Annotated in this window: 21 protein-coding genes; 5 read left to right on the top strand and 16 right to left on the bottom strand. The window is 42.7% G+C overall.

Translation table 11 applies throughout. The annotated features are described in order from the left end of the window. Positions 1-68: 68 nt before the first annotated feature. The 4 genes from murB to H8S88_RS02885 all read right to left on the bottom strand — a co-directional run bounded on the left by murB (position 69) and on the right by H8S88_RS02885 (position 4352). Entirely contained in the window at positions 69-971 is a 903-nt protein-coding gene (murB, locus tag H8S88_RS02900) for a UDP-N-acetylmuramate dehydrogenase (protein ID WP_125335874.1), read from the bottom strand. Between the two features lie 133 nt (positions 972-1104). Further along, positions 1105-2031, bottom strand: a complete 927-nt coding sequence (locus tag H8S88_RS02895) for a hypothetical protein (RefSeq protein ID WP_048687963.1) — start codon at positions 2029-2031, stop codon at positions 1105-1107. Positions 2032-2188: 157 nt separating this feature from the next. Beyond that, positions 2189-3064, bottom strand: a complete 876-nt coding sequence (gene thrB / locus H8S88_RS02890; RefSeq protein WP_048687960.1) for a homoserine kinase — start codon at positions 3062-3064, stop codon at positions 2189-2191. A gap of 1 nt (position 3065) precedes the next feature. Beyond that, complete coding sequence (locus tag H8S88_RS02885; RefSeq protein WP_048687957.1) at positions 3066-4352, bottom strand: homoserine dehydrogenase; 1287 nt, start codon at positions 4350-4352, stop codon at positions 3066-3068. A gap of 246 nt (positions 4353-4598) precedes the next feature. Between H8S88_RS02885 and H8S88_RS02880 the strand changes: the two genes are divergently transcribed. Further along, positions 4599-5489, top strand: coding sequence for a polysaccharide deacetylase family protein (locus H8S88_RS02880; protein WP_048687954.1), 891 nt, complete (start codon positions 4599-4601; stop codon positions 5487-5489). Between the two features lie 58 nt (positions 5490-5547). Here the strand turns inward: H8S88_RS02880 and H8S88_RS02875 are convergent, their stop codons facing one another. The 8 genes from H8S88_RS02875 to H8S88_RS02840 all read right to left on the bottom strand — a co-directional run bounded on the left by H8S88_RS02875 (position 5548) and on the right by H8S88_RS02840 (position 13287). Continuing rightward, complete coding sequence (locus H8S88_RS02875; RefSeq protein ID WP_156676559.1) at positions 5548-6504, bottom strand: ABC transporter permease; 957 nt, start codon at positions 6502-6504, stop codon at positions 5548-5550. 2 nt (positions 6505-6506) lie between these two features. Further along, a complete protein-coding gene (locus H8S88_RS02870) occupies positions 6507-7562 on the bottom strand; it encodes an ABC transporter permease (RefSeq protein WP_236127901.1) in 1056 nt (351 codons plus the stop codon). Continuing rightward, positions 7555-9087: an ABC transporter ATP-binding protein gene (locus H8S88_RS02865; protein WP_006596012.1), complete on the bottom strand. Its 1533-nt coding sequence runs from the start codon at positions 9085-9087 to the stop codon at positions 7555-7557. Before H8S88_RS02865 ends, H8S88_RS02870 begins: the two co-directional genes overlap by 8 nt. Positions 9088-9224: 137 nt before the next feature. Continuing rightward, positions 9225-10280, bottom strand: a complete 1056-nt coding sequence (locus tag H8S88_RS02860; protein ID WP_236127900.1) for a BMP family lipoprotein — start codon at positions 10278-10280, stop codon at positions 9225-9227. Between the two features lie 78 nt (positions 10281-10358). Then, positions 10359-10748, bottom strand: coding sequence for a cytidine deaminase (locus H8S88_RS02855; RefSeq protein WP_048687941.1), 390 nt, complete (start codon positions 10746-10748; stop codon positions 10359-10361). Beyond that, entirely contained in the window at positions 10735-11397 is a 663-nt protein-coding gene (gene deoC / locus H8S88_RS02850; RefSeq protein ID WP_125329941.1) for a deoxyribose-phosphate aldolase, read from the bottom strand. Before deoC ends, H8S88_RS02855 begins: the two co-directional genes overlap by 14 nt. Positions 11398-11419: 22 nt before the next feature. Then, on the bottom strand, positions 11420-12697 hold the full coding sequence (locus H8S88_RS02845) for a pyrimidine-nucleoside phosphorylase (RefSeq protein WP_125335879.1): 1278 nt from the start codon (positions 12695-12697) through the stop codon (positions 11420-11422). Continuing rightward, positions 12694-13287 carry a class I SAM-dependent methyltransferase gene (locus tag H8S88_RS02840; protein ID WP_236127899.1) on the bottom strand — a complete coding sequence of 198 codons (594 nt, stop codon included), beginning with the start codon at positions 13285-13287 and terminating at the stop codon, positions 12694-12696. Before H8S88_RS02840 ends, H8S88_RS02845 begins: the two co-directional genes overlap by 4 nt. A 95-nt stretch (positions 13288-13382) precedes the next feature. On the opposite strand from H8S88_RS02840, the gene coaA reads away from it, so the two are divergent. From coaA to H8S88_RS02825, 3 genes are all read left to right on the top strand, one after another. Further along, positions 13383-14303 carry a type I pantothenate kinase gene (coaA, locus tag H8S88_RS02835; RefSeq protein WP_236127898.1) on the top strand — a complete coding sequence of 307 codons (921 nt, stop codon included), beginning with the start codon at positions 13383-13385 and terminating at the stop codon, positions 14301-14303. Positions 14304-14409: 106 nt separating this feature from the next. Then, positions 14410-14658 (top strand): 30S ribosomal protein S20, encoded by a 249-nt coding sequence (gene rpsT / locus H8S88_RS02830; protein ID WP_023023719.1) that lies wholly within the window; start codon positions 14410-14412, stop codon positions 14656-14658. 65 nt (positions 14659-14723) lie between these two features. Beyond that, positions 14724-15254, top strand: coding sequence for a DNA topology modulation protein (locus H8S88_RS02825; RefSeq protein ID WP_236127897.1), 531 nt, complete (start codon positions 14724-14726; stop codon positions 15252-15254). Positions 15255-15280: 26 nt separating this feature from the next. Here the strand turns inward: H8S88_RS02825 and H8S88_RS02820 are convergent, their stop codons facing one another. Then, positions 15281-15859, bottom strand: a complete 579-nt coding sequence (locus H8S88_RS02820; protein WP_236127896.1) for a TetR/AcrR family transcriptional regulator — start codon at positions 15857-15859, stop codon at positions 15281-15283. A gap of 127 nt (positions 15860-15986) precedes the next feature. On the opposite strand from H8S88_RS02820, the gene H8S88_RS02815 reads away from it, so the two are divergent. Then, positions 15987-16829, top strand: coding sequence for a DegV family protein (locus tag H8S88_RS02815; RefSeq protein ID WP_236127895.1), 843 nt, complete (start codon positions 15987-15989; stop codon positions 16827-16829). Between the two features lie 236 nt (positions 16830-17065). Here the strand turns inward: H8S88_RS02815 and H8S88_RS02810 are convergent, their stop codons facing one another. From H8S88_RS02810 to H8S88_RS02800, 3 genes are all read right to left on the bottom strand, one after another. Continuing rightward, on the bottom strand, positions 17066-18712 hold the full coding sequence (locus H8S88_RS02810; protein WP_236127894.1) for a hypothetical protein: 1647 nt from the start codon (positions 18710-18712) through the stop codon (positions 17066-17068). Further along, complete coding sequence (locus tag H8S88_RS02805) at positions 18702-19445, bottom strand: ABC transporter ATP-binding protein (RefSeq protein WP_236127893.1); 744 nt, start codon at positions 19443-19445, stop codon at positions 18702-18704. The genes H8S88_RS02810 and H8S88_RS02805 overlap by 11 nt, the downstream gene beginning before the upstream one ends. Before the next feature lie 105 nt (positions 19446-19550). Then, positions 19551-21125, bottom strand: a complete 1575-nt coding sequence (locus H8S88_RS02800) for a M20/M25/M40 family metallo-hydrolase (RefSeq protein ID WP_236127932.1) — start codon at positions 21123-21125, stop codon at positions 19551-19553. Between the last annotated feature and the right edge of the window lie 434 nt (positions 21126-21559).

Below are 21559 nucleotides of genomic sequence, written 5' to 3'. Positions count from 1 at the left end.
AGGCACTCACCCCCCTTCTAAAGTAGGACGGGTCTACCCTAGAGTAGCCCCTATTCCATCTCGAACCGTTAATCTTTCCCAATAATACGGACTTCGCGCTCCAAGGTCACCCCAGCTGATTTTTCAACTGTCGCAATGACATGGGCAATCAAGTCTTCATAATCTTTGGCAGTACCATGATCGACATTGATCATAAAGCCGGCATGCTTTTCAGAAACCTCCACACCACCAATTCGATGCCCTTTCAATCCTGCTTCACTGATCAATTGACCCGCAAAGTGCCCGACTGGTCGTTTAAAGACCGAACCACAAGACGGATACTCAAGTGGTTGCTTAAGCTCACGCAAATGAGTCAGGCGAGCCATTTCTTGATCGATCTGATCATAATTGCCAGGTGCTAAGGCAAACTTAGCCGAAATCACCACGTCACCAGTCTCTTGGATCTTGGAATGGCGATAGCCAAAAGCTAATTCTTCTACTGTTAAGGTTTTAATTTCTCCTTCTGGCGTCAAGACCTTACACGATTGGAGAATATGGGCAATCTCACCACCATAGGCGCCAGCATTCATATAGACTGCTCCACCGATGCTACCTGGAATCCCACAAGCAAATTCAAAGCCTGTTAAGCTATGGTATCGGGCTACATGAGTCACATCGATGAGCTTAGCTCCTGCCTCTGCTTCAATCACATAGCCATTGACACGGATGTCATGGAAATGATCAAACATGATCACAAAACCTTCAATCCCACCGTCACGGACGATAATATTGGAAGAATTCCCCAAGACCATCCAAGGAATTTCCTGAGCATTAGCAAAGGTGACAATTCGTTTTAATTCATATTGATTGCGAGGGAAGGCTAAATAATCTGCCGCTCCTCCAACCTTGGTATAGGTATATTGTTTAAGTGGCTCATTGAACAAAATTTCAATACCAGCCAACTCCTCTTTGATTTGCTTTAGGATTTCCATCTCACAACTCTCTTCTATACGTTATCTTATCCATTATAACAAAAACCAGCTCACTTTTCGACTCAGAAGTAAAAAAACAGAAGCAGTCAAAGGACCGATTCTGTTTTAATTTTTTTAAACAATTGTTAATTTATTAGCCAATCTTACGTGCAATGCCACGTGATTTTTGAGTAGACAAGGCTGAGCTAATCGCTCCCCATGCTCCAATACCCGTAAATACAGCCAGCAAGAGGAAGTTAATGAAATATTCTTGTGGAGCATCCCCATTTAAGACTGTCGCGTTAACCGCATCAAAAGAATCAGCGAAGCTCAATTCATATTCACTCATAAGATGTAGAGTATAGTCAAATTGGTGAACTAATACAATGGTCAACAACATCAGAACTGTTGAGATCACAGCACCTTTTTTGCTAAATTTCTTTCCTAAGATCTCATAACCTTTGACAACGCAGACACCCAGAACCAGGCCAGCGATATAGGATACATAGCCCATACGAGCGATAAATAGTGCTACTGCCCCTCCAATAATGGCCCCAATAAAAGCTCCTACTGTTCCAATAAGAACATTTTCTTTCTGACTATTATACGAATCGGTTTCGATCTTTAGTTGAGTACTTAACTCTTTAAAGCATTCTTCGTTCATCAAGAAGAGGGAGTCATCGATTTGGTAGAGACCAACCGGTCCTTTTTCACCAGAGTAGCCACAAACAGTGTAGAATCCATTGGTTTGTAGGAATTGCAATATTTCTGTTAAGGCTTGACGAATGTTTTCAATTGTTTTTGCTTTAGTCATTCCAGCTTTAGCAGTGAAAGTTGTGACATATTGGTTGAGGCTAATGCTCTTCAAAACAGAAGAGTCTTTCACCATTTGATGCAATTGAGCAGCTGCTTCTTCTGCATCATCACGCGACACAGAAAGCGCAATGGTAAAAACATTTTTTGTGTCTGTTTCTCTCAGTAAGAAGAAATAGCCAGAGTTTTCCCCATAAATAGATGATGTTTCAGGATCATACTGGAATCCAAGTTCCGTAGCAAGTTGATGACGTTCAAAGTCTTTCATTAGAATTACAATCTCCTTTACAATTCTATCTATCTTTCGAATAATTGTTTATTATCCTAAAATAATTTGATAGACAAATGATTTATAGAACTATTTTATCATAGATAAATAAAATTAGATAGACTAATTTAGCCTATCTAATCATTTTTTTATTAAATCAAGATTCGCTGTTCTCTACCTTCACACCAGTTGTGTCAATATTTAAAGAAAAGACCTGACCATTTAAGCCCTTAGATTTTAAGTCTTTGGCAAAGGCTTCTGCATGTTCAACAGGGAGCAAGGTCATAATAGTTGGACCTGCACCAGAAAGGTAAGTGGCATAAGCATCGTGTTGATGTGCAACTTCTTTCACCTGAGGGAACTCTGCAACCAACTGTTGGCGGTAGCGTTCATGGAAGCGATCTGCTTCAATAGCTTTTCCTGCGACTCTCAAGTCTCCCTTAGCAAGGGCAGCAATGGCCACGTTTGCGATTGAACTAGCTGCAACAGCCTCCTTATAAGTCCACTCACTTGGAAGGACATTTCGGCTATCACTGGTCTTGAGTTCGTAATTCGGAACAAAGGCTACCAAAGCACATTCAGGGAAGGGAAGGACCAAATGATTGGTCTGCTGATCCACATAGCTCGCTACGACCAGATTTCCAAAAATGGCTGGCGCTACGTTATCTGGATGGCCTTCGATTTTTGTCGCAATTTCTAGTTTATCTTCATCACTTAGGGATAATTTGCCCAGTTGATTGGCCAACTCAATCCCCGCTACGATAACAGAGCTGGATGACCCCAAACCACGCGCCAAAGGCACTTCACTGGTCATCTTGAGACGATGAGGAGGCATATCTGGCGCAACTTGGAGAGCAGTTTGAAGCAAGAGATTCTCTTCATTGCTTGGTATCTCCTCCCCCAAGTCATGTTCAATCCACCAGTTTTCTTGCGCTTCTAGCACATCAATGGTCAAATAGCGAGTCACGGCAATCCCAACAGAATCAAATCCTGGACCGACATTGGCACTGGTCGCTGGTACTGTAATTCTCATCTTATTCTCCCAATACTTTAAAGGTATTCAACAAGGTGAAGTCAGCTTCGGCATCAATTTTCTCAATGATATGGTGCAATTGTGTTTGATTCAATTGGTGAGTGATAATCACAACACGAGCCACAGAATCTTTGGCACCTGCTTGGAGAACCTGCTTAAAGGAAACATCTTCTTGGTTGAAAATTTGTGCCAACTTGAGCAATTGTCCCTTCATATCTGGAGTTTGAATAGAGAAGTAATAATCACTCTTCACATCTTCTGGTTTAGCCAACTGCACAGGACGGCTGTATTCGTTAAAGGCTTTTCCAATTGTTCCCTCATTGAGGCGACGAACAATGCGAATAATGTCAGCGACTACACTAGTGGCTGTTGGTTTTTGACCTGCTCCAGGACCATAGTACATGGATTCCCCGATTCCAATAGACTCCACATAAACGGCATTCATGACACCATTCACGCCAGCTAGTGGGTGTGCTTTTGGTAAGAAGGTTGGAGTTACTTCTGCTGAGAGACCTGAAGGAGTTTCTTCGATAGATCCCACCAATTTGATTACATAGCCTAAACTTTGAGCCACAGCAACATCCTCAGGAGTAATGTTGCGGATCCCCTTATGACCTACTTGGTCAAATTGGACGTTCATCCCAAAAGCAAATTGGCTCAAAATCACCATTTTGTAGGCTGCATCAATCCCATCTACGTCATTGGTTGGGTCACTTTCCGCATAGCCCAACTCTTGAGCCTTAGCTAAAGCATCTTCATAAGACCAGCCCTCTTCGACCATCTTGGTCATCATAAAGTTGGAGGTTCCATTGACCACACCGAGGACACGAGTCACCTTATCTGCAGCGAGAGAGTTAACCAAGGTCCGAAGAATTGGAATTCCACCAGCTACTGCTGCTTCATAATAGAGGGCAATGCCATGCTCCTTGGCAATCGCAATCAACTCAGCTCCATGAACTGCAAGCAAATCTTTATTAGCTGTTACGACATGTTTTCCAGCTTGAAGAGCACGTGTAATAAAGGTCTTAGCTGGCTCAATTCGACCCATCAATTCAACAACGATGGCAATGTCTTTGTCTTCAATGATCTCATCAACATTGGTCACAAAGTTATAGTCATGACCAGCAGCTAATAAGCGGGCTTTCTCTTCTTCATCTTTGACAAGAACTTTAGCTACTTCAATTTCAGACTGAGCAGCTTGGAAGATCTTATCACCATTTTCTTTTAATAGAAACGGCACACCACTTGCTACCGTCCCAAATCCTAGTAAGGCAATTTTTACAGACATGTTGGTCTCCTTAAAATCTAATATAGTCTATTATATCAAAAACTAGCCCCTTCTGACTAGTTCTATGGTTCTCTTCCACTAGAAGAATACTTCATTTTCAGATTTAAACCTCCACATCAACTCACTAGCAAACCATGCCTTCAAAAGTCAAGGAGATTTCCCAAAATTTTACTCTATTTGTTACTTTGTCTTGAAGAGATTTCCTGCCCCTATGATATAATGATAATGAATTAGAAAGGGGTCTCTATGAATCACCGAAAAAGACGTGTCCCAAAGAAAATACGATTGCTACTAATTTTAAATGCTTTTCTGCTATCCTGCATCTTTATTTTAGGCTTTCTCCTATTAAAACGAGCTACTAGTACTCCCGTTGCTGACAAGCAAGAAACAAATACAAGTCAGACTGTGAATCAGCAAGGCTCCACCACTAAATGGGTAAAACAAGATCAACCTGTAAAAATTCCAATTCTCATGTACCACGCTGTTCACACGATGGCTCCCTCTGAAGAAGCCAATGCCAATCTCATCGTGGCACCAGAAACTTTTGAGAGTCATCTCAAAGCTCTTAAAGAAGCCGGTTACTATACCTTGACGCCTGAAGAAGCTTATCGGGCACTTACTAAAAATGAACTGCCTGAAGGGAGAAAAGTCGTTTGGTTAACCTTTGATGATGGAATTGCAGACTTCTATACCATTGTCTATCCTCTCCTAAAAAAATACCAAATGACCGCAACCAACAATATCATTACTTCCTTTTCTGACGAAGAAAGACCCAGTGTTTTAACCTTCGATCAGATCAAAGAAATGAAAGCGCAAGGTATGACCTTTGAAAGTCATACGGTATCTCACCCAGACTTGGCTCAATCAGATATCTCTCGTCAGGAATCTGAACTCGCAAATTCCAAACAAGTACTAGATAAGAAACTCCATCAAACCACTACCACCATTGTCTACCCTGCTGGTCGCTACTCTGATGTCACCATGGAACTAGCAAAAAACAATGGCTACAAAATGGGCTTAACGACCAATAATGGACTAGCCAGTCTAGACGATGGCCTCTACTCACTAAAACGCCTGCGGATCTTACCGACTACGACAGCAGAAAACCTACTTGCCGAAATGCAACCTTATCCATAAACATACAAAAAGCACGAGTCCGAATGACTCGTGCTTTCTTTCTCCATAATAGAGGCTTTTATTTCGATTTGATGTAGTTCACACCATCTGCTTTTGGTGCAACCGACTTACCAAAGAAGGCTGCTAGTACGATGATGGTCAACACATACGGAGCAATACGGAGGTATACTCCAGGAATATGGGCAAGGAAAGGAATCTGCGTAGATACAACCGCCAAGGCTTGTGAAAGTCCAAAGAATAGACTGGATAGCATGGCACCGATTGGGCTCCATTTACCAAAGATCATAGCAGCTAGGGCGATAAATCCAGGTCCCACAATGGTAGTGGCAGAGAAATTGACAGAAGCAGATTGTGCATACAAGGCACCCCCAACTCCTCCTAAAAATCCAGAGATGAGCACACCATAGTAACGCATGAGGTAAACATTGATACCGAGAGTATCCGCAGCTTGTGGGTGTTCACCAACTGAGCGAAGGCGAAGACCGAATTTTGTTTTAAACATGATAAACCATGCTACAAATGAAAATCCAATCGCTACATATCCCATTAAGCTTGTATTCTTGAAAAAGATATCACCAATGACAGGAATATCAGACAAGAAAGGAAAATCAAATTTACCAAATGACAAATCGATATTGTTGGTTTGACCTTTTCCATAGATGGCTTTTACCAAGAAGACGGCTAAGGCAGGAGCCAACAAGTTCAATACTGTACCACTCACCACGTGGTCAGCACGGAAGTTAATAGTCGCTACCGCATGGATGGCAGAGAAAATAAGGCCAACCAAACCACCTGCAAGGAGAGATAACCAGATTGTCATGCCACCAAGAGAGCTAGCAAAAGTCAAGTTAAACACAACCCCTGTGAAAGCTCCCATAACCATGATACCTTCCAAACCGACATTAACGACACCAGCATGTTCGGAGTAGGCTCCTCCGATACTAGTGAAAATGAGGGGAGCAGCATAGACCAGCATATTCGATACAAGAATCGTTAGTATAGCAACAATATTCATCCTTACTCTACTCCTTTCATTTGTTTTTTAGGCTTGATGTATTTTTCGATAATATAGTGAGCACTTACAAAGAAGATGATCGAAGCTGTCACAATATTGACAAGTTCTGGTGGAATTGTCGCTGTAGTCATACCTGGCGCACCTGTTTGCAAGGTTCCAAGCAAGAACGCTGCAAAGATAATCCCAACAGGAGAATTGCTAGCAAGTAGAGCAACTGCCATCCCATTAAATCCAACAGCCAAGGAACCAGCTTGAACATAAACGTTCTGGAAGGTACCAATCCCTTCTACAGCTCCTCCAATCCCACAAAGGGCACCTGAAATCACCATGGAAAGGATGATGGTACGTTTAGCTGACATCCCTGCATAGTCTGAAGCATTGGGATTGAGACCAACGGAACGGATTTCAAAGCCAAGTGTTGTTTTCTTGATAATGAACCAAATCACTGCAACAGCAATCAAGGCAATGAAGATCCCGATATTCATCCGTGACTTAGTCAATTCTGTCAAGAACCCTAGGCGGTAACTTGCATTTGCTCCTACTGTAATACTGGATTCAGAATCGACCATGAACTTTTTAGGGAAGTTCCGGATGATTTCATTTCCAGCAAACAGTACGATGTAGTTCATCATAATGGTAACGATCACTTCACTCGTTCCCAAAAATGCTCGCAGAAGTCCTGGAATTAAACCAATGAGACCACCGGCAATTGCAGCCACAAGGACCGTCAAAGGAATCATTAGGATACGCGGAATATCTGGGAAGGACAAAGCAAACCATACTGCCGCGATCCAACCAGCCAAGGCTTGTCCTGGTAAGCCGACATTGAAAAATCCAGCTCGACTGGCTACCGCAAATCCGAGAGCAATCAAAATCAGCGGCCCCATAGTACGGAATATTTCACCCACATTTTTAATGGAACCAAAAGCTGTCTTGAAGAGTTCTTCATAACCCCAAAGAGCATCATAACCAAAGATCCACATGATAATGGCTCCGAGGACGATTCCTAGGATTACAGAAATAAAAGGAATAGCAATTTGTCTTGTATTTTTATTCATTTGAAGCCTCCTTGATTTCTCCACCAGCCATAAGAATACCAAGCTCTTGTTTGTTGGTCTCAGATGGCTTCACAATACCTTGGATTTTTCCATCATGAATAACAGCAATCCGGTCAGATAGATTTAGAATTTCATCTAATTCGAAGCTGACAACGAGGACGGCTTTCCCTTTATCACGTTCACCAATCAAACGTTTATGGATGTACTCAATCGCACCAACGTCCAAACCACGTGTCGGTTGGCTAACGATCAACAAATCTGGATTCCGATCAACTTCACGAGCAATAATGGCCTTTTGTTGATTTCCTCCTGATAGAGCACTTGCTGGCACAATCTCGTTGGCTGCACGAACGTCAAACTCTTCCATCAACTTGCGGGCATAGGAATTAATTTGATTGTAATTCAAGACTCCATTCTTGCTAAGTGGTTCTTTGTAGTAAGTTTGAAGTGCGATGTTTTCAGAAAGCATCATTTCAAGCACAAGACCATCACGATGACGATCTTCAGGCACGTGGCTGACATTCATTTCAGTAATCTTACGTGGGGAAAGGCCAACAACTTCTTGTCCCTTAATTTTGATACTACCTGATTTGACTTTACGGAGTCCGGTAATAGCCTGGATCAATTCACTCTGACCATTGCCATCAATCCCTGCAATCCCGACAATTTCGCCTGCGCGAACATCAAGAGATAGCTCTTTGACCGCAGGAACACCACGGTTTTCATTCACGACTAAGTCAGAAATTGCAAGAACCACTTCTTTAGGCTGTGCTTCTTCTTTTTCTGTTACGAAAGAAACTGAGCGCCCAACCATCATTTCTGCCAAATCTTTATTGGTAGCACCTTCGATACCAACGGTTTGAATGGATTTCCCACGACGAATAACTGTGACACGGTCTGCAACGGCACGAATTTCATCTAGTTTGTGAGTGATAAGGATGATAGATTTCCCTTCTTTAACAAGGGTTTTCATAATTTCCATCAACTCCAAAATTTCAGCAGGAGTTAACACTGCAGTAGGCTCGTCGAAAATCAGAATATCAGCTCCGCGATAGAGTGTCTTCAAGATTTCTACACGTTGTTGAGCCCCAACAGAAATATCTTCAACCTTTGCTGTAGGGTCCACAGCCAAGCCGTAGCGTTCTGACAATTCAAGGATATCTGCATTAGCTTTTTTCAAATCTAATACGCCTTTATTAGTGACTTCGCTACCAAGAATGATATTTTCTGCAACAGTGAAAGCTTCCACCAACATGAAGTGCTGGTGAACCATCCCGATCCCTAGAGAAGCAGCCTTTGAAGGAGAATCTAGTTTTTCAGACTTCCCATTGACCACAATTTCTCCGCTCGTTGGTTCCAAAAGACCAGCCAACATATTCATCAGGGTTGATTTCCCAGCTCCATTTTCACCAAGAAGTGCATGAATTTCACCTTTACGCAATTCGAGGTTGATTTTGTCGTTTGCGACAAATTCACCAAAGATTTTGGTAATTTCACGCATCTCAATGACGTTTTCGTGTGCCATTCGAATATTCCTTTCTAGAAAACTATATTTTATTTCAGTAGGACCTGCTAAACGAGTTAGTAAGTTCTATTGAGACAAAATGTCTCAACACCTCATAAAAAAGCGACCCAAGAAGGATGGATCGCTTCTGGAAGGTTTTATTTCTCAGGTGCTTTTACACTACCATCGATAATTTGTTTTTTAGAATCTTCTACTGCTTTTTTAGCATCTTCAGAAAGATTAGAAGTTGTCAAATCAACACCACCATCTTTCAAACCAAATGTGATCACTTTTCCACCTGGGAATTTGCCATCAGCAGTTTGAGTTGCGATTTCTTGAACAGTTTTACCAACTTGTTTCAAAGTTGAAGCCAATACGAAGTTAGATTCTTTACCATCTTTTGAAGTGTATTTACCTTCGTCAACTTGGTCACGGTCTACACCAATAACCCAAACTTTTTCGTCATCATTTTTCTTCTCGTTCAAGTCTTTTGCTTCCTTGAAGACACCAGCTCCTGTACCACCAGCAGCTTGGTAAATGACGTCAGCTCCTGCAGCGTATTGGGTCGCTGCAATAGTTCTACCTTTTTCAGGGTTGTTGAAGTCTTCAGCATATTGGACATCTACTGAAATGTCTTTGTTTACAGACTTCACGCCTGCTTCAAATCCTTTTTCAAAACGAGTGATAACTTCACCACGTGCTCCACCGATGAAACCAACTTTGTTAGTCTTGGTAGTTTTGGCAGCAGCAACCCCTGCAAGGTATGCAGCTTCATTATCCGCAAAAACAGCAGATGCCACGTTCTTCTTATCACCAACAACAGAGTCAATGATAACGTAGTTGATATCAGCATTTTCATCTGCAGCAGCTGTAACAGCTGGAGCAAGTTTGTAACCAACACCGTAAACTAATTTGTAGCCGTTTGTAGCAGCTTGGCTAAAGTTATTCGCAAAATCTGCTTCACTTGTAGATTGGAAATAAGTGAATCCGTTATCTTTAGAAAGACCGTTTTCTTTACCCCAAGCTTGTAGACCTTCCCATGCAGATTGGTTGAATGATTTATCATCAACACCACCTGTGTCAGTAACGATAGCAGCTTTTAAATCAGTTTTTGCATCTGAAGAATCTTTGCGAGACGCACGATTTCCACATGCAGCAAGTCCGATTGCAGCGACAGTTACTAGACCTAGGCCTAACCATTGTTTCTTGTTCATTTCTGAACCTCCTAAATAAGATATGCAACTAAGTTGCGGATTAATGAAAGGGTCAATAGACCGCCTTTACAGATGTTACTAGGTAAGATCTGTAAAGGAATATGGAAGCAATTCCTTGACCGTCATCACGACCGTCGATTTATCTTTGGCTACCAGAGTAACCGGTAGGTCTGGCTCGAAAAATTCAGCCATCACCTGGCGACAAGCACCACAGGGTGAAACTGGTTTTTCCGTCTGACCATAAATAATTAATTCCTTAAATGAACGCTCTCCTTCTGAAACAGCCTTAAAGATGGCTGTCCGCTCGCCACAATTGGTCAAGCCGAAGCTCGCATTTTCAATATTGACGCCTGTATAAATCTTCCCCTCATCTGTCACAAGAACAGCTCCAATTGGAAAATGAGAATAAGGTACATAAGCATTCTCACTTGTTTTTACAGCTAGGTCAATCAACTCAGTAGTCGCCATGGGCTATTTCTCCCTTCATGATGGCTACTCCAGAGGAAGTGCCGATTCGGTTAGCACCCGCTTGGATCATGGCTTGTGCATCCTCATAGCTACGAGTACCTCCAGATGCTTTCACTCCCATATCCGGTCCAACAACCTGGCGCATGAGGGCAACATCCTCAACAGTTGCTCCTCCAGTAGAGAAACCAGTTGAAGTTTTGACAAAGTCTGCTCCTGCCAATTTGGCAATCTGGCAAGCCACTACTTTTTCAGTTTCAGTTAACAAGCAGGTTTCGATTATCACTTTTACCAAGCGATCACCACTTGCATCTACAACAGCCTGAATGTCCTCTTCTACTAATGTCAGATTTTTTGATTTCAAGGCACCGATATTGATGACCATATCGATCTCATCGGCTCCATTTTGGATGGCATTTTGAGTTTCAAATGCTTTAACAGCTGGTGTATTTGCGCCAAGAGGGAAACCAATCACTGTACACACTTTTACATCTGAATCCCGAAGTCCTTCTGCAGCGAAGTTGACCCAGGTCGGTTGGACACAAACACTTGCAAAATCATATTCTTTCGCTTCTTCGATCAAAGCCTCGATTTGTTCTTGTTGTGCATCAGGTTTTAATAATGTGTGGTCAATATATTTGTTTAATTTCATTAATAAATCTCCCCCAAATGAATTACGAAACAATTTCAATAATTTCTGAAACGCTTACAACCTTGTCTAGTATTTTAACATTTTTTTGGAATTCTGCAATGGTTTTTTGACTAATTTCTAAATTTGTATAAATAGTTGCAACAAGGTCGCCTTTTTGAACAGGATCCCCAACTTTCTTAGCAAAAACAATCCCTGTTTCATAATCTAAATCATCTGATTTGACTGCTCTGCCAGCCCCAAGACGCATAGCGAAGAGTCCGTGTTCCATCGCAGGCAAGGCTGCAATATAGCCATCCTCTTCTGCATAGACAGGCACTTGTTCTTTTACCTGAACTGGACGATAGAGATCGTCTAAATCTCCACCTTGAGCAAGGACCATTTCTTCAAACTTCTTCAGAGCTTTGCCGGCTGTCAGATGCTGCTTGATTTCTTCCAAGCTGGCCGTCACCCCACCAAGTTCCAGCATAATTTGAGCCAATTCACAAATGAAGTGAGTCACATCTTCTCTGCCTTTGCCTTGAAGAATATCTAAGGCTTCAAGAATTTCGAGACGGTTCCCGATGCTGGTTCCTAAAGGCTGGCTCATATCTGTCAAGACAGCAATGGTCTTACGACCAACAGCATTACCAAGATCTACCATGGTACGAGCCAGTTCACGCGCCTCTTCAATGGTCTTCATAAAGGCCCCTTCTCCAACGGTGACATCGAGAAGGATGGCATCCGCTCCAGCCGCAATCTTCTTACTCATGACAGAGCTAGCAATCAATGGAATTGTATCAACCGTCGCTGTTACATCCCGAAGTGCATAGAGAAGCTTATCCGCCATGACCAATTGGTCCGACTGTCCAATGACAGAAAGGCCAATCTCTTGTACTTGTTTAATGAACTCTTCCTGGGTCCGCTCAATTTGGAATCCTTTAATGGATTCTAGCTTATCGATGGTCCCCCCTGTATGTCCAAGACCACGACCGCTCATCTTGGCAACTGGGACGCCAAAACTAGCCACTAGAGGTGCCAGTACAATTGTTACTTTGTCCCCTACACCACCTGTTGAGTGTTTGTCCACCTTGATGCCTTTAATAGCGGAAAGGTCGAATTGCTCCCCTGTCTCCACCATCTTCATGGTCAAATCTGAAATTTCTCGGGTCGTCATCCCCTTGAAATAAACCGCCATAGCAAAGGCAGCCATTTGATAATCAGGTACTGTTCCAGCCACATAGCCTTCGATCAACCAATGAATCTCATCTTTACTCAACTCAATGCCATCACGTTTTTTCTGAATGATATCTACAGCTCTCATGTGACTTTTTCACTCCTTAAAATATAATAACCTTTGTCTTTTTTGAGGATTTCACAATTCCCAAAGACTTCCTCCATTTTGGCCTTCGCACTTGGAGCTCCCTGTTTTTTCTGGATGACAATGGTTAAGTCTCCACCAGGATTCAAATGGTCAAAACTCCCAGAAAGCACTTCATGAACTACCTTTTTCCCAGCTCGAATGGGAGGGTTACTGATAATATGATCAAAACTTCCCTCAACCTGATCATAAACATTGGATTGGAAGATCTTTGCTTCAACTTGATTTAAATCTGCGTTTTTCTGAGCTAGATCTAAAGCCCGTGTATTGACGTCTACCATAGTCGCATGGACCCCTTGGGCCTTGACCAAAGAAAGCCCAAGTGGCCCATAGCCACAACCGACGTCTAAAATCGACTCCCCTTGCTGAAAAGACAGACAAGACAAGAGGACCTGGCTCCCAAAGTCGATCATTTTCTTACTGAAAACGCCCGCATCCGTCAAAAATTTCATCTGCTCTCCTAGAAGGACCACATCTAACTCGTGGATATCATGTTGAGCATCTGGATGTTCATCATAGTACATTTTACTCATATTAGCATTATAGCATAATTTAACCTATTTTTAAATCGTTTACAGAAGATCTTAAAACTGATATACTAAAGGTCACTATGGAGGAAAGGCTTGTAATGGAAAAAGAATTTCTACACTTCGAAAAAATCAATCGACAAACTTGGCAAAATCTCCACCGGAAATCAACCCCTCCTCTGTCTGAAGAGGAATTGAATTCGATCAAGAGTTTTAATGACCTCATTAGTTTACAAGATGTGACAGACATTTATTTACCGCTGACACACTTAATTCAAATCTACAAAAAAGCGAAAGAAGATTTAGCATTTTCTAAAGGTATCTTCCTCCAACAGGAAAGTAAAAAACAGCCCTTCATTATCGGGATTTCAGGGTCAGTAGCTGTCGGCAAATCAACGACGAGTCGTCTCCTTCAAATCCTTCTTTCTCGGACCTTTTCTGGTTCCACTGTTGAATTGGTCACTACAGATGGCTTCTTGTATCCCAACGCTACCTTGATTGAACAAAACATCCTCAATCGCAAGGGTTTCCCTGAAAGTTATGATATGGAGCTCCTTTTGGATTTCCTCAACCAACTCAAAAATGGTCAAAGCTATCAAATCCCTGTCTATTCTCACGAGATTTATGATATCGTCCCTGACCAGAAGCAAACCATCCAAGCTGCGGACTTTATTATCATTGAAGGGATCAACGTCTTTCAGAATCCTCAAAATGATCGGCTTTATATGACTGACTTCTTTGACTTTTCCATCTATGTGGATGCTGAGGTTGCCAATATTGAGTCCTGGTATATCGATCGCTTTAAAAAGTTGTTAGACCGTGCGAAAGATGACCCAAGCAACTACTACCACCGCTTTACCAAGCAGCCTGAAGAAGAAGTCCTCGCCTTCGCTCATCAGGTATGGGAGTCGATCAATCTCTTAAATCTAAAAGACTATATCGAGCCCACCCGGAACCGAGCTGAACTGATCCTACACAAATCTGCCAACCATGAGATCGACGAAATCTATCTCAAGAGATAAGAGTTTTAAGACAAAATGATCTTTCAAAAATAGCGATTCGAAGAAAAATTAGTTTGGGCTTGTCAAAAGAAAAGTTTTCAGATATAATAAGAGAGTTAGATTATCATTGGAGGTGAAAAAATTGGCAAACATTAAATCAGCTATCAAACGCGCTGAATTGAACGTTAAACAAAACGAAAAAAACTCAGCTCAAAAATCAGCTATGCGTACTGCAATCAAAGCTTTTGAAGCAAACCCATCTGAAGAACTTTACCGCGCTGCTAGCTCAGCTATCGATAAAGCAGAAACTAAAGGTTTGATCCACAAAAACAAAGCTAGCCGTGATAAAGCACGTCTTGCAGCAAAACTTGGCTAATCAAGCATTGCATACAAAATGAGCTCCTCGGAGCTTTTTTTGTTGCTTCCAAATGAGGAGAAGATATGAAAATTATGATTATCGGCTATTCAGGGTCTGGTAAGTCAACTTTGGCGGAAAACCTAGCTCACTACTACTCCATTACTAAACTCCACATGGACACTCTTCAATTTCAACCGGGTTGGATAGACAGTGACCGGGATTGGATGGAGCAAGAAATGAAACAGTTTCTCAGCGAGCATAAAGACTGGGTCATTGACGGCAATTACTCTTGGTGTTGCTATGAGGAGAGAATGGAGCAAGCAGACCAGATTATCTTTCTCAACTTCTCTCGTTGGAACTGCCTCTATAGAGGGTGGAAACGATACCGCCGTTATAAAGGTCGGGTCCGTGAGAGTATGGCAGCAGGCTGCCCTGAACGCTTTGACTGGGAATTCATCCGTTGGATTCTCTGGGATGGACGAACAAAAACTGCCAGAGAGAGGTATCAAAACATCCACTCCACCTACCCCGAAAAATTCATCTCTCTCAAGAATCAAAAGGAACTGGACCGTTTTCTAGATAACGTAAAAAATGATCTACTGGAATCGAAGTAAACACTCGATCTAGTAGATCATTTTTCTTATTTTCTTTTCTTTTGAGGAAACAAGGGAAGACCTAAGGAAGCCATCTTCTCCGCCGGCACCTTCATGCCATCCTTAATCCACTTGGCTAGGACAGAGACAATAGCTGAGCTGAGGAAGGAATTCAGATAACTAGCTGGGCCTTGTGAGGATTTTTGACTTTTACTCCTCTTTTCCAGAAATTCATAAACGGCCTTGGTGAGCAGTTTCTCAAAATTATAATCGACGGCCAAGCTGATAATGCGGGCTTCCTTCTTGGCCTCTTTAAAGAGATAGATCCAAATCTGGTACAAATCGGTCTTAAAATTATAGCCTTCTAAAGACTTGGTAATCTTCGAAACAGTTGATTGGAAGATGGATTCGAGCAATTCTTCTTTTGACTCATAATTTCGGTAAAAAGCTGCGCGAGAAACTCCTGCTCTCTCCACCAATTCTGAAATGGTAATCTTTTTCAAGTCCTTTTTATCCAACAACTGAAGCAAGGAAATCTCCAAGGATTCGCGTGTGATGGCATTGCTTTCTTGGTTAGACCGTTTTAAATTTTCTAAGGATTTTTCGGATATCTTTCTTTCTGCCATAACACTTACTTTCTATCTGTATCATCTGAATGTATCTGCTTTCAGAGAATGCAACTTCATGATATAATTGTAAAAAAAGACTAACTACTTGTCAATGTACAATTTTTTACATTTTGAGGTAATAAAAATGAAATGGAAAATTATTGCAGATTCTGGCTGTGATTATCGTACTTATGAAAGTGCTGCACCAGATACTAGCTTTGTTTCAGTTCCCCTTACCATCCAGATTGGTGAGACCATCTATACAGACGACGCCAAGCTTGATACAGATAAAATGATGGAAGATATGTATGCGACTACTACTGCTTCCAAATCAGCTTGTCCTAGTCCTGATGACTATATGAAGGCCTTCGAGGGTGCTGATAATATCATCGTTGTTACCATCACTGGTACTTTGTCTGGAAGCTACAATAGTGCTCAGGTCGCAAAAAAACTTTATCTAGAAGACCATCCTGCAAGCAATATCCATGTGATCGATAGTTTATCAGCTGGTGGTGAAGTGGACCTCCTCGTCCGCAAACTCCATCAACTCATCGCTCAAGACCTTGACTTTGATCAAGTGGTCGAAGTCATCACTAAATACCAAGAAAAAACCAAACTGATTTTTGTACTGGCTAAGGTCGATAATTTGGTTAAAAATGGTCGACTTAATAAAATTATCGGAACGGTTGTCGGCCTCTTAAACATCCGTATGGTCGGCCAAGCCAGCGATACCGGAACCCTTGAACTCCTTCATAAAGCCCGTGGCCAAAAGAAAGCTATTTCCACTACTTTTGAAGAAATGCTCAAAGCCGGCTATAAAGGTGGACACATCACCATCGCTCACCGCCGCAACGATAAATTCGTAGAACAACTCTCTGCCTTGGTCCATGAAAAATTCGCCAATGCGGATATCGAAGTTCTTCCGACCTCTGGCCTCTGTAGCTTCTATGCTGAAGAAGGTGGCCTCTTAATCGGCTATGAAATTTAACAACAAACTATAAAAGAGGCTGGGACAAAAGTCCTAGCCTCTCAATTATCTTTAGATTATCGAGCAAGACGCAGTGGTTGAGTGGGCTCTACTACGCTGATTTCATCAGCTTTTACAGCCCTACTCAACTGTGCGGAGGTGGGACGACGAAATCGAATTCTAACGAATTACCGATTTCTGTCCCACTCTCTTTTACCATAGAGATTCCCTCCGGTCAGGACCAGAGGGATTTTTTTTTATTCACCAATCTCTTGGTTAAATTTATAAAAAGTACGTTTATAGATAGAAACAGTTGCAAGAGCTCCTATAGCTGCAATGAGAAAATAAATCACACTAGCAATCAAGGTGGTGAAGGCCACAGCGGATAAATAGAAAGCAAAACCTATCAGAATCAGCATAACGATAATAAAGATAAAGATCAATAATCCTCTCAGGGCAGCATTTCCTCTATTACGGTTCATCAGATCCGTTACAGTCGACCAGTTGGTCGTTAAGAGCTTGTAGTCACGTCTAAAAGCGATCACACTCAAACTCAAACTGGTCAAAAACCAAATCAAAAGCATGGCTAGAAGGGAGAAGGGATGGACCCCAAAGTAGCAAGATACCCCTACTAAGAGCACGATCGGCAAAGCAGACTGGACCGAAAAGAGGATCCAAAATTTCTTCAAACAATAGCGTTTAAAGTCAATCGGAAGGGCACGAAGATATGCGAAATTTTCCCGCTCCAATGAGATCCCAATACTGGTCAAGCTTTCCACAGAGTTGAAGATTCCAATCATAAAAGCAATCAGCGATAAAGGAAGCAGGTATTGGGGCGTGAGGTAGTTTTCAATTTGGAGGGAAGCTCGCGATGCTCCTAAAAACAAGCCAAATGTGAACAGATAAGGGAAAATTGCCATCATGAAGATAACCTGCGTCAGCAAGGTACCATCACTCAGAAGCCGTTTATGGTAGGAAACGGTAAAGCGATGAAAGGCCTTCTGATCTCCTAGCTTCATCTGACTGACCCGCTCCTTGACCGCATGGCTAGAAGAAACCTCAAGGGCAGCATCATAGAAATGAGGCAAGACCTGACTTTTTACCAGCCAAAGGAGGACTGCTAGAACCAATACCCAAGCCAACATCCCAAGTAGAGCTCCTGAATCCAAAGGATTCAAGATAAAGGTATGGAAGACCTCTATCGGAGGAAAAATGCTGGGTTGAGTGACCAGATCACCAGCTACCGAGTGCTCTGACTGGAGCTTATTGATATAGAGATAGGCTCCAATGGAAATGAGACTACTCAATCCAATGATGAGGTTAGACACCAAACTCGTGTGTTTCTTAAAGACAGCTGATTTGGTAATCAGATGGGATAAGAATAAGGTGCCTAAAAAGAGGATGGAGAGGAGAATCATGGCGCAAAGAAGGCCAAGAAGGAGCCCCACCAAAACATTTCCCCCTGCTTGAATAGGAAGAATGATGAAATAACTCAGCATTGGAAGCAGGGCCATCAGGAGCACTAAGATGACCGAAATACTCTTTCCTGCAATTACTTCTGCATCCGAAAAGGCATAGGGACGGTAAAATTGTAAATCCTTGCTTTCGTAAAAGACATTGTAAAAACTCATCAAGCCTTGGGATATAGCCAAGAGCGAAAAGAGCGTAATCATGTTGACAAAGGGACCAGGGCTAGAGACAAAATCATTGGCACTAGAAAGTATCCCGAAAAGGAAGAGATAAAGGAGACCGATAAATATATAGGTACGAATAGACTGGGCGGAAACATTGACCTTCCTAGTCGGATCCTTTTCCTGCTTCTTACGAAATTTCGCTAATTGGGCAGGCTGAGTCGCATAGATAATGTTGACATCGACTAGGCGACGAACCATTTTAAGACGCATCTGGACTCACCTCTTCTCTTCGACCAGCCAGTCCAAGATAAATGGACTCTAGGCTTTGTTCTGGGTGTTGTCCCTTTAATTCCTCGATAGTTCCATAAAAGATGAGGTTCCCCTTCTTCAGGATGGCAATCTTATCACAGAGCTGTTCTGCTACTTCGAGGACATGGGTAGAGAAGATGACAGTGTTGCCCTTGTCAGCATGCTCCCGCATCATCTGCTTCAGATCGTAAGAGGCTTGGGGATCCAAACCAGTCATGGGCTCATCTAGAACCCAGATGTCTGGATCAGATAGAAGAGCCCCGATGACAAAGACCTTCTGGCGCATCCCATGAGAGAAAGACTCAATGACCTCATAACGATGACTAGCAAAGTCAAACAGATGTAGCAAATGCTCCAAGCGGTCATCACATTCCTGCTGGCTCATATCATAAGAAGTAGCGACCAACTCCCAAAATTCATTGGCCGTCAATCGAAGGAAGAGATCTGGCGAATCGGCTACGTAGCCAATTTTCTTCTTTATTTCTAAGCGATTGCTATAGAGCTCCTTCCCATCTACTAGGATTCTACCAGTCGTCGGGGTGATGACACTGACCAGGCTCTTAATGGTCGTTGATTTTCCGGCTCCATTATGGCCGATCAAACCGACAATTTGCCCATCTTCAATGGTTAAGTTCAAATGGTTCAATGCCAGTTGACCATCGTAATCCTTGGTGACTCCTTGAAATTCAATCATAGATTCTCCTTCTCCTATTCCATTTCCCTAATGAAAGAAAGTGGTTACTTATTTTGCCTATATTTTAGTCCTCTTTTCCTCATTTGTCAATGGAAAACTTAAGTATTAAAGCAATTCCTCAAAACGGTAGAGAAGGCCAAATAGATAGTTAGGGATGGTCTCCAGGAGATCCTCCCTATAGACCCGCTCCCCTCGTTGATGGAGCTCCTTGCCCCAAGGTCCTAAATTGACCGCCGGCACTTGGATCTGGGCAATTTTTTCCAGATCCAACTCGTAGACTTGAGAAGGGGTCGCCAAACTATCCAAGACGACCTGATAGCTTGCTAGGTCTCTCTCCAAGGCACAATAACTGGTGTCACAAATGCCCATGAAGTATTCCTCCACCTTTAGGCTCAGGCCGCGTTTTCCTAAATAGTGGCGGTAATCATCCACCAGGGTGCCAATTTTGAGACTGGTGTTTGGTAAAGAACGACAGTTCATGGATGGGTAATAGGGTGGTGCAAAGCCAATGACAACCAATGGAGTCTTCTCCGCTAGGAAGTCTAAGTAAGCTTGGATCTGCTGGATGGCAATGGCCTGATAGCTGACTCCAGCTAAGAAAGCTTGGTAGGCCCTTTGCTCACATTGCTCTTGGAAGCTTGAAAAGCCTTCCTTCTTTTGGCAACGATCCAGCAATTCTTGATAGCTGATCACCCATGGCTGAGCTATCACATGTTCTTGTCCTGCTTGGTCCTGGAGGGACAGGTATTTGACATAAAACTCATCAACCGCTTCCTGGCTCAACTCCTTGATGCGTTGCAGCAATTCTTGTGGAGTCTTTTTCAGATGCAGCACACTGAAATAGCCAGCAGCATAGAGGACCGTCGATACATCATACTGGTCCTTCAAATCTCGCAGATAAGACCAAGAAGGAAGAGGAGACTGCTCTCCCAGCGCTTGGTCGGATAGGTCCGGATGGAGATCCAATTTCGAAGCGACTGCTATTAGGAGAGAGAGGGCGTTGATTCCTTTAAGAGGCTCCTTCATATGGGATAAGACCCCCTGGGCCACGACGACTGGCATGAGCTTGCCGACCGTACCGATGTGAAGGACCTTCTCCTGGTCACTAGTGGCTTCAAAGGGTTCTGAATCCACTGCTAAAACATAGTCCAAGTCAAACTCATCTTTTAACTGACAGAGCAAACCTAATGCTCCTCTCATCCCACGTGAATAGGACTCCTCATCTCCCACAGATAGGTAGAGGAGGTTGACCTGACCCCCTTCTGGATCGGAGGCGTAGGCTTCTAAGACACACAGTTGGAGCGCTAAAGCCGCCTTCATGTCACAAGAACCTCGTCCAAATTGCCATTGGCCAGAATCTAGGTCCTCCTGCATTTCTGATCGAAAATCAATGCCCTTCAAGGCTTGAACCAGTGCCTCGGAATCCAAAGCTATAGGGGCTAGGGGACCGTAATCTTCTAGATCTACCGTATCGTGGTGGTGAAAAAGGATCACTGTCTTTTTCTTGCCCTTATCGACCAAGGCCCAATTGACACTGCGATGAAGATGGTCATTGGGAAGAGGGTAGCGACCAAAGTGCTGGGGGTGACTCTTGAAATATGGAATAGACCCAATTCGTTGGTCTAGATAGTCTTCTATCTCCCTTTCTGTCTCGGTATTAGTAAAGCTCGGTATGGACATTGCCTCTTGAAAAATGGTGGCAATTTGTTCTTGGAAATGTTCTATGGATCTCAATGAAAGCCTCCTTTTAGTAATAATAGATATCTCTCCTAGAATGAGTCTATAAGACCTGAATTCTGGGACTTTCAACCAGCATTCAAACAGGATAACAACTAAACTGACAGCAGAGAACATCCTACAGACATTCCCTCCTGTCAATCAAATGATGGAGACACTTTTTCGACTGATAACCCCTTCTTAGACAGATTGAGCCAACTTGAACAAAATCGAAAAAATAGTTCCTATTCATGAGGGCAAATTCCCCATTTTTCTCATGCTAGAGCTCGTTTCCAGCCCATTTATCCTTAATACAATAAAGAGAGCGTTTTCGAGAGTGCAAACCTTTGCCCTATCCTGTCATTTTTGGTAAAATAAGGCATTATTCACGAAAGATG

The organism is Streptococcus sp. GS001, assembly GCF_021595565.1.
Taxonomy (GTDB): Bacteria; Bacillota; Bacilli; order Lactobacillales; family Streptococcaceae; genus Streptococcus; species Streptococcus xiaochunlingii.
Note: the sequence above shows the minus strand (reverse complement) of the source record. Positions and strands in the feature narration are given on the sequence as shown.